The following is a 13,067-nucleotide window of genomic DNA, read 5'->3' as shown; positions in this document are numbered from 1 at the left end:
CATCATTTGACACGAATCACGATTGAGCATCTTACTAAATCACTTTCCGGTCGAAACATCTTGCAAGTTAAAAATCTGAGTTGTGAAAGCGGCGAAGTTTATGGATTGGTGGGGCCAAATGGTGCCGGGAAAACAACCTTACTGAAATGCATCTGTGGGCTCATCATTCCCGATGGCGGTGAGATCCAACTGAACGAATTAGTATTGGATCGACGTACTAGGTCAACTTTCCTAAAACACATCGGTTCGGTTTTTGCACAATCTGACAGCATCTTTGATTTAACCATTGATACCTTGCTGACAGAACACTATCACTATTTTTGTCTTAAAAGACCTAAAGATTGGCATGAACTTCTTCAAAACGTTGCATTAGAGATCACACCTAAGCAAAAAATCGGCAGTCTATCACTAGGCATGCGCCAACGATTACTACTTGCTCTTGCTATTTCGCACGATCCCAGCATTTTAATCTTAGATGAGCCTTTCAATGGTCTAGATCCAGATGGGGTTAACTTGACGAAAAAGTTAATCAACAACCTTGCAAAAGACAAGGTCGTCATCATCACAAGCCATTCGTTCGCGGATTTGAACGACATCATTACACAATCAGTTGTGATCGCTCATGGACAAACGAGTGGCGTAAAGAAGCTTGCGGCAATCAAATCGGACTTCACTGACGGACTGGCAGACTTTTATCGCGAGTTTGTCCGTCATACCAATTCACTTAATTGAGAGGCGAATGATGCGAAATTTACACTTTGAAATCTCACGTTTGAGTAAATTCTTTGGCTCTTTGAACTTAACGACAATGGTGCTTCAACTATTGTTCTTATATTTCTTTGCTTTAGTTGGCCGCTTTGATCGCAGCGATGACAGCAATATACTGACCCATTCCAATGTCATCCTTGCTTTGGCAACAACCGGAACCATGTGTGCATTGGCAATTTATGGTACGGTGGTCGCCTGCCAAATCCTCGTTGGCAATTATGTTGGGACAAACAAAAGTCAAACATACTTATTGCCTGTTGGTCGAAAGTCACTATTTTATACAAAACTCGCCGCTTTTTCGCTTGTTGTCGCTTCAGCAATGATCGTTGGTCTATTTATTGCGGATTTAGTCTTCAACATTTTAGAATTCCTCTTCCAATTGATGACTGAACAGCCGACAGGAATTCTAGACTTACTAACTTCAGTATTCGCTGGAACCTTTTTAACGATCGCGATTATTTTGTTGTCCAGCTTTATTGGTATCAAACTGAACGGAAAAGTAAAATCAATGATTGCTAGCATCGTTTTAGTTATCCTCTTTTCTAACCTTGCAGCGATAACGATGATGGCGTCCAAGTTTATAACGCTAATCGTCGCTGTTGTGTCAATGGTGATTGTTATTCTGGTTGGCCTGACCATGGGAAATGGTATTGAAAACGATGAAGTTCTTTAATATGGTTGTCGCCAAACGTTTTGATTATTTGACCTCGGTCGTTTTGGATACAATGCCCACACGCATCATCTATTGTGTCACACAGGTAATTCAAGTAGAGAAAATAGAATAAAACTGTCGGTCAAATCTCTCCGACAGTTTTTTTAACGATATCAAGTAAAATGACGCTAACAAAGAACTTATTTTCTTCCGTCCATTGCCGATAAAGGCCGTTATGACGGGCAATAAGTCTCTTAACATTACTTGTTCCAAGCCCTTCTATTTTTCGCCGTTGTCGCGTCATTGCTTCGGCAGGGTCGAAAATGTTCTCAATATCGATTAGCAATTTATTGTCAAACTGCTTAATAACCAGTGTGATTTTTGCAGAACGGCTGTCTCCTAATCTCCTAGACGCCTCAAGAGCATTATCAAGCAGATTGCCAATCAAAATAGCCAAAACATCGTTATCGACATTTATTTGTTCGGCAAGCAACACCTTGATGTCAAACCTAATCCCCGCCTTGTCAGCCAGGTCTCGCTTGTCATTTAATAAATAATTTAAAACCACATCGCGTGTATAAAACTTTTGTTGCATATTCAGCCTATCTGTAGACTTTGAAAGATATCTTTTTGCGTCTCCAACACGCTTCTTCTCCAATAGTCCAAGCAATACGATATATTGATTTTTCAAATCATGACGCATTGCCGCAAGCTGATTTTGTGACTTTTTCAATTCAGTGAGATATTTTCTTTCAAAAGAAAGCGACTTGTTTTGTAATGTAATCTGATTGATTTTTCGTAAGTGTTTCGTCAAACTTCCGTATAAATATAGACCACAAAGGTTCATGTACAAAACGCCTACTGTAATCATTAATACAAAATAAGGTGAATGGACGGAAGTATTGATGTTCGCCATTAAAAAGCTGAATAGAACGCCTATCGAGACAAGTGGAATTGACGTTAAAGCCAGCAGTACCGGAAGTTTTAACGATTCCAGATACATTTGGTTCCGGAAAACCACCAACTTAAGTCCGAAAATCATTAAAACTTCCAGCATCATCGAAATGCTCGTCGTTGCAATCGCAAAAATGAAGCTCTGAGGACCATAAGATGCCGCTGTGATTGATCTGAAAACAGCTAAAGACAAAGCTTCGCTGATGAAATTAATGGCCAGCAAAATAATAAACCAAAAGAGCATATCCTTGATCGCTACTTCATGGTGTAATGCAATGGTGGTCATTGCAATTAGCGTGACAACGAGATTGATGAAGGGTTCGACACTAGACGGAACAGCATACGAGCTTACTGCAACAATCCCTGCCAAACCTGCCAATGTCATCATCCAGATAAGTGATCGTCTTTCGGAAACCGACCAACTTGCAAAAAAGAAGCTCAAAAGAAACACGTAGACTAGAAAACTGCACATCCTAATAACAGCATCAATCATAACTTGCTCCTCATTTGCATGATGATTTGTTCCCTTGCGATGTTGCGAAATTTCCTACTGACAGGGACTTCCATGGATGTTGAAGCTTCAGCCAAAATGATATAGCCAGCGCCAATTTCTTTAATAAACTTAGTGTTGATAACATAGGATGTATGCACCTGAACAAAGTTATCATTTAACTTTCCCAGCAGCTCCGACGTCGACATAATCACCTGATATTGCTGTTTCTTGTCATGAATGATAACATTACGTCTCTGCTTTTCAAAACAGATAATATCAGAAAGCTTTAAATGATATGTCTTCTTCCTGTGTGAAAACGAGAAATATTCATCATCCAATTCCAAATATTTAACTACTTTTCTAAGGACGGGAAAGATTTTCTCTTTAGTTATAGGCTTGAGAATATAGTCAAAGGTTTGCACTTGGAAAACATCTTCCATATATTCCACATAATTGGTAAGAAAGACAATTGGGACGTTTAAGTCTTGTTCTCTGATAGCCTTAGCAATATCGATGCCTGAAGACGTCGGCAATTCAATATCTAAAACAAAAAAGTCATAACGCTGTTTTTGTAGTGATGAAATTAACGCGTCAGCACGAAAGAATACCGCAACATCAAACAACGCTGAATCGAATGCTTTCAGCGTTTCTTCGATATTCCCCGTTATTTCAGGCGCGTCGTCACAAACTGCCACCTTAATCATTTTCCCACCGCCAAGTATATGTCTATGCAAAACCTTTACTGAACCCGACTTATTTTGCTCGTATCATCCCGTACCGGATTTTTTCAGTATAGCAAGCCAAGATTTCAACCGCAATCTTTCCGATTTTATATATTGCTCGCGAGAAAATAAACAATCCGTTCAAAAACGCTAACCACTTTGTTTATTCAGAGAAACCACACTGGTTCCACGTGAAACACCTTTTGACCATAAAAATAGATCGATCACAGCCTTCATCGCCGTGAATCGATCCATTTTTGTATCGTAGTGTTTTTATTTCTTCGACGCGTCAGGCAACGCCGTCTTCTTGTTCGTGATATCAATAAACTGCGCTTCGCCGACAACAGAATCAACGGCTTTTTGTAGCCGCCGCATTGCTGCACTGGCGATTGGTAAGTCGACAAAGTCCTTGGTCGCATTGTCCAGCTCGACTTCATCAGCTACGGAGTCTTTAAGCGGCCGCGGGTTGCTTTCGTCTAAAGCGCGAATGACGACTGGCTTAAGTGGGCCCATTTGTAATAAGTCCAAGGTCGTGGCGTAGTCAATGCCATACGCATCGGCAAGATCCAGCGTTTCGCGAATCCCTGCTTCTGCCGCCATAATCGCGACATTCGTAATCAGTTTAAGCTTGGCGCCATTACCTTGCTCACCAACATATTTAACGGTGCCGAACGTTTTCAGGACTGGAAGTACCGCGTCAACCGCTTGCTTGTCTCCAGCCGCGATCAGTACCAAGCCAGCTTCACGGGCATATTTCACGCCGCCAATCATTGGCACGTCAAGGAGTTTGGTGTTTGCCGGCATGACCGCCTGAATGGCCGTAATCTTACGCGGATCCAGCGTGGACGTCACGATAAGCGTGCTGCCGGGCTGCAGATAGTGAACAATTCCGGGCTGCTCAGGGGTGCCGATATGCAACGCTGGCACATCGTCGGACATGACCGACGTGATCACGAATTTCGATGCGGTTACCGCGTCTTCCAACGATTTTGCCGCCGTCACGTGCTCTCCCGTCAAAGCTGCCATCTTAGCCGGCACTTTATCCCAGATCACCACGTCATAACCGGCTTTTGCCAGATGCGGTACCATGTGACTCCCCATATCACCAACACCAATAAATGTTATTTTCATGTTTTTTCTTCCTTCCCGTTACAAAAGCATGCCGCACTGAAAACGGCATATAAAAAACACGGTCGTTTCTGACTAACTCAGACACCAAAAAAGCTTTTATCAACTGCTTGCGATTAAAATCAGTATTAATCCGCTCGCACGCCTTAACCTAGCATGATCACAAAATGATTTCAATAACAAAGCTCGCGGCTTCATGACGCTTAGTTGCCTTTTTCCAAACGCGCCTGTTATCGACGCATCCAAAAGTCATTCCGGCGCCGTGCCTGCAACACGCGTCAAGCTGACCGTCAAGACGTTATCGGCCGTCGTGTTGTAAGAGGCTAGAATACCCTTCACAATTCCTTTAGAAGGGCCATGAGTTCGCGTGGTCTCCTCGTAATTTTGGATCCACGTGCTGACAGCATCAAAGCCAAACTCGAAGCCTTCAAAAACCTGCATGTACGCCGAGGAACGCGGATTGGTGGTCACAATCATAATCTTGGTCACGCGTCCATTGGCGATCTGCATCGTCAGCTTAATCAAGCCGTCATCAAAAAAATTTACGGTGCCATCTTTAGCCGTTGCCGTCAACCGATAATCAGCCAGACGCATATTGGCATTGTAAACACGCTGAACATATGCATAACTACCCAGATCTTCGTGCATTTTCTCACGGCCCTTCTGTCATCGCGTCACCCTAGCCTTCACATTAGAGTGGCTGTCTTGCGTTACCTATAGTGTACAATTTAATGACAAAAAGAAGAATCAAACAGCTCGGTCAGCCTTATACTGTCGAAAATGTTGCCTCAATTCGCTTCGAACTTCCGGGCACAAAAGGCAGATGTTGCGTTTTTTCACGATAAAAAAGTTCGTCAATCCTAGCGATTAATCGACCTTGCCATGCGCTGAATCGTGTGCCGTTCCCCACGAATGGCCTTGCTGACGGCGTACAGGTTGTCAACTGGCGACTCAAACCCCCACGCGGAATCACCAACATGTTGCATGTCCACGCCGCAGATTTTATTGCGAATAGCCATCTCCTGAAGCACACGGCTACCGCTGCCTTCCTGACTCGTCCCGATCGCACTCATGACCAAACCGCCAGCGCGATGAACCACCTGCACCACCGCCTTCAAAGCAGCCTCATCAAATCCCGGAATCGATCCAACGGCCGGCGCCAAAATAACATCAGCACCTGCATCGATAAATCTTTTCGCGGTTTCCTCGCTCATCAGCGGTTCATCGACGCCCGAGGCATGCATTTTCCCGGCAATAATTAAGCCGCTGAAATATGTTTTGGCTAGGGCAATGCTGTGGGCGATTTCCGCATTCGTGACGCCGGTGCCCGGGTTACCGGTCAAAACCATAAACTGGAAGCCCATCTCCTCGGCCTTCTTGATAACCGCCTCGCTGGCTGTACACCCTGGCAAAATAGAAATTTGATTCTCCATCATCTTCGGATGGTCGCCAATCGGCTCAATGTTGATGCCAATAGGCCGACCAACCAACTTCTGCAGCCGCGCAATGCTCGCCTTACCATCGTGCTTAGGTGCGCTATATAAATCGCGTTCACCGGGATAAAGTCCGAAGATTTTCGGATTATACACATCGAGCCGATTGCAAAGAATCATATCCGCCCCAAACGCCGCAGCAATTTCGGCAGTGGTAATACTATCCAGATTCTCCTGCGTCACAATATTTTCGCTAACAATAATGCGCCCTTCACTCGCTTTAATACTTTCCTTAAGCTCCTGACCGTTAAATTGCATCACTTCACTGGTACTGGCACTCAAAAGTCGTTTAACCATTTTTCGATGACCTCCTATTAATGATTCCAGATTGACGTGCATGTTCTTCTTACTAAGCATTATACTTCGGAGGCAGCTTCGATTTCGTCTTCATCAAACATCGATTCGTCAATCCCCCAGAACCAATTCAGGACAAACGAAACAACCGTTGTCAGTAACAACCCCACAACAGCAAGCACAAAGTTATTGCCGCCTGCAGGATTAATGAATTGCGGCAGACTGAGAATTGAGACTGTCACGAGTGAGAAGACTTTAACTTGGCACAGTCCGAAGAATAACCCGCCTACACCTGAAGCAATGATGGAAGGAATAATGGGTTTTTTCATTTTCAGCATCAACCCATATACCGCGGGTTCCGTGATACCCGACGCGGCGATTGAAAATGCTGCCGTTGCGGAGAAAGTTTTAACGCTACGCTTCTTGCCTTTTACCAAAATCGCCAACGCCATTCCGAGTTCAGCAAAATTCCAAACCGCAAAGGCTACCCAAAGAAACGGATCGTAGCCCAGTTGCTTGAGGTTAGCAATGGCAACCGGGAAAAACACCCAATGACTTCCCGTAATAATGAAAAAGCCAATTAACAGACTCAACAAGGTAATGCCGACAACCGGCGCCTGATCATAAATCCAAAGTGAGCCATTGGCGATGACACTGGCAACACCTTGTCCAATTGGCCCGGTCACCAACAACGTCAACGGTGCCATGACCAAAAATACCGGAAACATCTTCAACAATCCGAGTTTGTTCATCCAAGGACGATCAACCACTTTTTCCAATAATGATTGAACCCACACCGTGACTAGTATCGGAATTAAACTGGTTGAATAATCTACCGCCGCTACCGGAATACCAAACAAATGAATGGCATTTCCCGCGCTGACCATCTTTACAAAATCAGGCTGCATCATGATGCCAGCCAGCATGAGGCTTAGAATCGTATTTGTTTTAAAGTAGCGGGAAGCACCGTAAGCAACTAGGAAAGGCAGGAAGTAAAACAGCGAATTCCCCATCAAATAGAGAAGCCGATACGTCTGGCTACCTTGAGCCACGATATGACTGACCGTTAGCAAATTAAGCAGTGCCAAAAATAACCCTGCCATGGCGAGCCCGCCAATCACGGGAGTTAGTGAATTCGAAATGGCATCAAGAACGCCATTCAATAAGCGCTTGAGTGTGAAAGGCTTTCCGTTCTTCTCGGCCACTTCGTCTGAATGAACAGCCGCTCCAGATTCAGATGCATGACTTCCACCCGTGAACTCAGCATTAATATACTCAAACACTTTATCTAAGTATCCCGGCATGACAATCTGCACTTTGCCCTCAGAGGCGAACGCTTTCACCACCCCCTCGATTTCATTGAGCTTATCTAACTCGACTTTGGCATCATCTTTGATCCTGATTCGCAGCCGGGTGTAACAGCGCGCAACACTCCCAACATTGGTGAGTTTGCCAATATTTGCAATAATTTCATTGCCAATCCGCTCATGTTTTTCCATTTTTGTCCTCCTAAAGACTGGTATAAAAAAACACCCAGGAAAGGTAAAGGAATCGGGTAAAACCAATTCCGATACATCTTCAGGGTGTTGCCAACTTAATGTCACAAGCCGCTATTCGATGATATGAATAATGTGAATTAAAAGAAATAGCTGGTTCGAATCATTAAACCGATAACCAACTTTGTCCGCAATAAATGCAATAATTTTTCCCAAACTTTTACCGGCATGAGGGTACTGCTTTTTCAATTGACGCAAAAGTGTCCTGACAGAACTCTCACTAGAGTCGTTATACTTACCTTCCTGGGTTCGCAATAAGAGATAGTAAAGATGCGTCGCCATTCGTGATACCGCTAGACTGCTCTCGGAAAATTTTGCTCCATAGTCTTCTCCAAGAATTTCGTTGACACCGGAAAGAATCGCCATCGCGTCCGCGACCGTCTGGACCGGACCATTCGTTTCTACCAACTCATGCTCAATCAGATGCATCGCAATAAAACCTGCTTCGTCATCTGAAAAAGTAACCTGACTATGCGACTGGATCATAGCCACAGCTTCCTGCCCGACCTGAAACTCCTTTTGAAAAAGGCGTTGTACATCAAATAGCATTGGATTACTCACCACCATGCCACTTTTGGCCCGCTGAACTGCAAAATAGATGTGGTCTGTTAATGGAACCAGCAAATGACCGTCAAACGCAACATTCAGTCGACTCTGTGCAAGTGCGATAATGCTATCCGTTAGTTCAAAATACGACTGCGGTATCTCGTTGGCCAACTCTTTAAACGTATCTATCCATTGGCCGTCTTGGTGCGCGACAGGACGAAAAATATGATCGTCTTCAGTCGGAAAATATGACTCGCCTCGCTTAAGCCGAAACCCTATTCCTTTCCCCCAAACAATCTGCTGCTTGTCATGACCATCCTCTACAAGCAACACGTTATTGTTTAAAACCTGCAAAATTTTCAAATTAAACACCTAACAACAGAAACGGGACAACTGACATGGCTATAAGTAAGCGCTTACTTATTTTTCAACTTTAAACGAGCAATTCTTATTTGTCAATATATTGATAGTAAGATAACAGGTAGCGATGAGCTTAAACTAGCGTTAATAATGGGTTACACTTTAACGATAGAGGCAATCATGTGCGATTTATATTCTTTGTTAGAACAATTACCATCATCCGAAAAATATTAATTTTAAACTTATCGCTACAATTTATAAAAATAAGCGCTAGTTCAGTACAGTGTGCATTTAATCCTCGCAAGCCTTTTTGAAACTTATGCTAAAATTTTCACCATAAGTGGCGTGTCCTTCTTTTAGAATTTTATTGACCTAATAAGTCCAACACTACCGATGGATCAGGTTTTTTGCGGGCCAATCAAGCTTTCGATAACCACTTATATATAACGCGTCGTCAGCGTAACTATTCCAGTCCCTTGCGACCTTTTCCCTTTTCAATATCCTTTTGTTTCTCACGATTTGTGAGCAACACCTTCATTTGTTCCCGCGCCATTTTGTTAAGTTTTTGAGTGCGTTCTTCTTCGCCCACGCCAGCCTTCAGAAGTTCGGCATTCATACTCTCCAGATTAGTCAATACAGTAAGTTGTATAACCGTTGCATTATCACGAATATTCCCAGTGGCTTGAGGATTTGACAGCTTCCATTGACGTGCTGTCATTCCAAACAAAGCCATGTCTCTGTAGCATATTTAAATGCCACTTGTGACTTTGTAAGCTGTTCTGGGATAAAATTCTCCTTAACAGCATCTGTGTGAATCTTATAGTTTACCTTTGCTAATTCACGGCGAACATCCCATTCTAATTTCTGAGCGTCGCTTTCTTTTTCTTTAGGTTGCTGATAGTCCTTAATCAGATACAACCGGAATTCAGCAGATACCCACATTGCAAACTCAAATGCAATATCCGTTCTAGCATATGTTCCACCGTACCGTCCAGCCTTCGACACTATCCCAATAGCATTAGTTTCTTCAATCCACTTCTTAGGGGAAAGAACGAACGAATTAGAACCAGAAACGGTTAATAGTTCTGTACAAGCCGAATTATTAAACTTAGTGTTGTACATCTGTTCCCATAGTCCCAGATATTCAATGGTACTTCTGCTTCTCATCCAATTTTTAATTATATCAGCTGGTGCTTCGGGATTTTTGTACTTAGCAATATCTGCCAAGCTAATAAGCGCGTCATTTTCATTGCCAGCATTAAACAAACTAACTTCAACACCTTTAGGCTGAATCACAGCTCTCTTTCGTGGCATCTATTCACTCCTCCATTTTTAAACTGGTCGAAATCGACCAGTTTAGAACCCGAACATTGATTTTTGATCAGCTTGAGACTCATGCAAATCTTCTTACTTTATAAAATTCTTTTTTCCCCCCAAAAAATTGGGCTTGCTTGAATATTCGTACTGATAAATGATTTAACATTTGGCAAGTATCCAAGCATTTGTTCAAGGCTTACGAAAGCCCTTCCAGCCTCGAATGTAAAGAAAAAACCGCGACCCACAAGCGTTTATCTATGCTTGTGAATCGCGGTTAAAATCCTAAAATGGGTGGTCAGGGGATCGAACCCTGGACCCACGGATTAAGAGTCCGTTGCTCTGCCAGCTGAGCTAACCACCCATTGACTTATGTCTGTCGCGCTTCACGACTTAAATATAATATCATGTACCCCTTACTGGCGCAAGTGTTTTACAAACTTTTTTGAAGGAAAATTGCTTTGGGGTCTGTTTCTCTGGCCGCAATAGTCTCCATTCTGTGGCTGTAGCACCTTTTTGCGCTTCCTAGTTGTCGATTAACTCTAAATCTTCAAAAACTAACGCTTGCACAAAAAATCGGTCTCAGCAAGACAAGACGCATCTCCTGAAACCGATAGCTTTGCCTTTTTAAAACAAAACATGAATCGACTGATTACTATTAATCAACTTAATCGCCTTACCCAGCATTGGCCCGACGGAAACTTGGGCGAGTCCTTCGAATCGGTGCTTGGGGTCAAGTTGGATCGTGTCGGTGATGACGACCTTTTTCAAGCCGAGGTGTTTGATTCGGTCGACCGCGCCGCGTGAGAAGACACCGTGGGTTGCGGCGGCGTAGATGTCGAGGGCGCCGGCTTCGCTTAAAGCCTTGTAGGAGTCAACGATCCGGTCACCGGTGTCGATCAGGTCATCAATGATGATGGCGTGCATGCCTTCAACGTTACCGATGACGCCGATGTGATCCTGATCCCGCTTGTCCACGATGGCGATGGGCGTATGTAACTCTTCTGCTAACGCCCGGGCCTGTTTGGTGCCGCTGTGATCTGGAGCAATGACCACGACATTGTCGCCGAGATTCAACTTTTTGAAGTAGTCCCCGATCAACCGGTGGGCCTTGAGATGGTCGACCGGAATATCAAAGAACCCTTGAATCTGGTCAGCATGCAATTCAACTGCCACAATGCGATCGACGCCATCCATTTCCAGCATGTTAGCGACTAATTTGGCAGTGATCGGTTCCCGTGATCGCGCTTTACGATCAGCACGCGCGTATCCATAATATGAAATGACCACGTTAATATGGTGTGCACTGGCGCGGCGCAAAGCGTCAACCATGATCATGAGTTCCATAAAGTTCTCATTAACCGGATCAGAGACTGACTGGATCACATAAACATCAGCACCACGAACACTTTCCGGCAATTCGATCTGAATCTCACCATCGGCAAAGTGATTAACGCTCGCGGGCGACAGCGGTAATCCAACTTCTTCCGCAATCTTTTCAGCTAATGGACGATTACCATTGAGACTGAACAACTTTAATTCGTGCATCGATTTCTCCCTTGTTCATATTTAACGGTCTGCACCGTCATTATACGAGAAAAAACAAGAAATTGCGACTGGTTATCTAATGAGTTAAAGTGATAGCAGAACATTTGCAGATTCATAAGCAAGGCTTCAGCCAACGTTAGCTTTAGCATTTGCCATGCTTTGATCCAACTGCAAGACTTGGAAATGGAGGCCTCTTTATCATGAAACAAAGCCATTTGATCGGCCTTGCAACCCCGTTGTTATTGTCAGCGGGCACCTTAGCAACTGCTGAGCGTTTTTATCAATATGCATTTCGCCGAATTAATTATATTCCGGACGCACGCAGCTCCATGCAAAAATATGCCCCGTTATATTACAGTCACGTCCATTGGGTTGAAAGTCAGCGCCATATCGAAGCCTGGCACATGACCGCCCCAGACAACCAGCGTCTCGAAGCACTCTGGTTACCACATCCCGGCAGTAAAAAGGCTGTCATTATCGGTCACGGATACAAGGGCACCGGCATCACCATGAGCAACTTTGCCCACATGTTTTATGATTTAGGCTTCAACGTCTTGTTGCCGGATGATCGCGGCCATGGCGAGTCAGATGGCGAATACATCAGTTTTGGCTGGTTGGATCGCCTTGACTACCTCGGCTGGCTGCAACGCATTCTCGACCGCTTGGGCAATGACGCGAAGTTACTGCTGTTTGGCACCAGCATGGGCGGCGCAACCGTTTCGTTAGTCGCCAGCGAGCCCAGCCTGCCTAAGCAAGTCAAGGCCGTGATTGAAGATTGCGGCTACACGGATGTCGAAACCGAGTTAGCGTATTTGCTCAAAAAGCAGTTCCACTTACCACCGATGCCGTTGGTTCCGTTGGCAAGCTTTATCAATTACCGGCGGCTGGGCTATCCCCTGCGCGTTGTGAATGTTCGCCAGGCGTTGACGCACAATCATCTGCCGCTTTTCGTCATTCATGGTGCTAATGATGTTTACGTGCCAACCGAAATGGGCCGTCAGAATTATGCTGCCTCAGCTGGCCCCAAGGCGTTGTGGATCGTTCCCGGCGCTGCCCATGCGGAAAGCTACTGGGTCAATCCGGCGGCGTATCAGGCGCACGTCAAGCGGTTCTTGGATATTTTCTTTTAGAGCCCATTCAATCAATCTGCACAGCAAAAAACGCTTGGATGCTGCAATCTCATCCAAGCGTTTTTTTGTAGCTATCGGTCAGTGATTCACCGATCCCGCTGACCGTTAC

13 protein-coding genes and 1 tRNA gene are annotated in these 13,067 nt (G+C 44.5%); 3 read left to right on the top strand and 11 right to left on the bottom strand.

Going from position 1 to position 13,067, the window contains the following annotated elements; genetic code table 11:
* Positions 1–6: 6 nt before the first annotated feature.
* Both GSO_RS06700 and GSO_RS06695 read left to right on the top strand, forming a co-directional pair.
* Positions 7–732: an ABC transporter ATP-binding protein gene (locus tag GSO_RS06700; protein ID WP_010490408.1), complete on the top strand. Its 726-nt coding sequence runs from the start codon at positions 7–9 to the stop codon at positions 730–732.
* 10 nt (positions 733–742) lie between these two features.
* Positions 743–1,441 (top strand): hypothetical protein, encoded by a 699-nt coding sequence (locus tag GSO_RS06695; RefSeq protein WP_010490405.1) that lies wholly within the window; start codon positions 743–745, stop codon positions 1,439–1,441.
* Positions 1,442–1,562: 121 nt separating this feature from the next.
* Here GSO_RS06695 and GSO_RS06690 read toward each other — a convergent pair whose 3' ends face one another.
* The 11 genes from GSO_RS06690 to GSO_RS06645 form a co-directional block, all read right to left on the bottom strand.
* A complete protein-coding gene (locus GSO_RS06690) occupies positions 1,563–2,867 on the bottom strand; it encodes a sensor histidine kinase (RefSeq protein ID WP_010490403.1) in 1,305 nt (434 codons plus the stop codon).
* Positions 2,864–3,571: a LytR/AlgR family response regulator transcription factor gene (locus tag GSO_RS06685; protein WP_010490400.1), complete on the bottom strand. Its 708-nt coding sequence runs from the start codon at positions 3,569–3,571 to the stop codon at positions 2,864–2,866. The genes GSO_RS06690 and GSO_RS06685 overlap by 4 nt, the downstream gene beginning before the upstream one ends.
* A 291-nt stretch (positions 3,572–3,862) precedes the next feature.
* The gene (locus GSO_RS06680) at positions 3,863–4,720 is read right to left on the bottom strand and encodes an NAD(P)-dependent oxidoreductase (RefSeq protein WP_010490398.1); all 858 of its coding nucleotides are present in this window, start codon (positions 4,718–4,720) and stop codon (positions 3,863–3,865) included.
* A gap of 246 nt (positions 4,721–4,966) precedes the next feature.
* Positions 4,967–5,365, bottom strand: coding sequence for a hypothetical protein (locus GSO_RS06675; RefSeq protein WP_010490396.1), 399 nt, complete (start codon positions 5,363–5,365; stop codon positions 4,967–4,969).
* 212 nt (positions 5,366–5,577) lie between these two features.
* Positions 5,578–6,507: a DUF7916 family protein gene (locus tag GSO_RS06670; protein ID WP_010490394.1), complete on the bottom strand. Its 930-nt coding sequence runs from the start codon at positions 6,505–6,507 to the stop codon at positions 5,578–5,580.
* 59 nt (positions 6,508–6,566) lie between these two features.
* Entirely contained in the window at positions 6,567–8,003 is a 1,437-nt protein-coding gene (locus GSO_RS06665; protein WP_010490392.1) for a PTS transporter subunit EIIC, read from the bottom strand.
* A 111-nt stretch (positions 8,004–8,114) separates the two neighbouring features.
* Complete coding sequence (locus GSO_RS06660) at positions 8,115–8,969, bottom strand: PRD domain-containing protein (protein WP_010490389.1); 855 nt, start codon at positions 8,967–8,969, stop codon at positions 8,115–8,117.
* A gap of 460 nt (positions 8,970–9,429) precedes the next feature.
* Positions 9,430–9,684 carry a hypothetical protein gene (locus GSO_RS18355; RefSeq protein WP_235500814.1) on the bottom strand — a complete coding sequence of 85 codons (255 nt, stop codon included), beginning with the start codon at positions 9,682–9,684 and terminating at the stop codon, positions 9,430–9,432.
* Positions 9,681–10,280 carry a KilA-N domain-containing protein gene (locus GSO_RS15690; RefSeq protein ID WP_225358876.1) on the bottom strand — a complete coding sequence of 200 codons (600 nt, stop codon included), beginning with the start codon at positions 10,278–10,280 and terminating at the stop codon, positions 9,681–9,683. The genes GSO_RS18355 and GSO_RS15690 overlap by 4 nt, the downstream gene beginning before the upstream one ends.
* A gap of 291 nt (positions 10,281–10,571) precedes the next feature.
* Positions 10,572–10,644 (bottom strand) — tRNA-Lys (locus tag GSO_RS06650).
* A gap of 263 nt (positions 10,645–10,907) precedes the next feature.
* Positions 10,908–11,828, bottom strand: a complete 921-nt coding sequence (locus GSO_RS06645; RefSeq protein WP_010490387.1) for a ribose-phosphate diphosphokinase — start codon at positions 11,826–11,828, stop codon at positions 10,908–10,910.
* A gap of 200 nt (positions 11,829–12,028) precedes the next feature.
* Between GSO_RS06645 and GSO_RS06640 the strand changes: the two genes are divergently transcribed.
* Positions 12,029–12,958 (top strand): alpha/beta hydrolase, encoded by a 930-nt coding sequence (locus tag GSO_RS06640; RefSeq protein WP_010490385.1) that lies wholly within the window; start codon positions 12,029–12,031, stop codon positions 12,956–12,958.
* Positions 12,959–13,067 lie beyond the last annotated feature (109 nt).

It is taken from the genome of Lacticaseibacillus zeae DSM 20178 = KCTC 3804 (assembly GCF_000260435.1).
Classification (GTDB): domain Bacteria; phylum Bacillota; class Bacilli; order Lactobacillales; family Lactobacillaceae; genus Lacticaseibacillus; species Lacticaseibacillus zeae.
The sequence above is the reverse complement of the archived record's forward strand: the minus strand, read 5'-3'. Positions and strand labels throughout refer to the sequence as shown.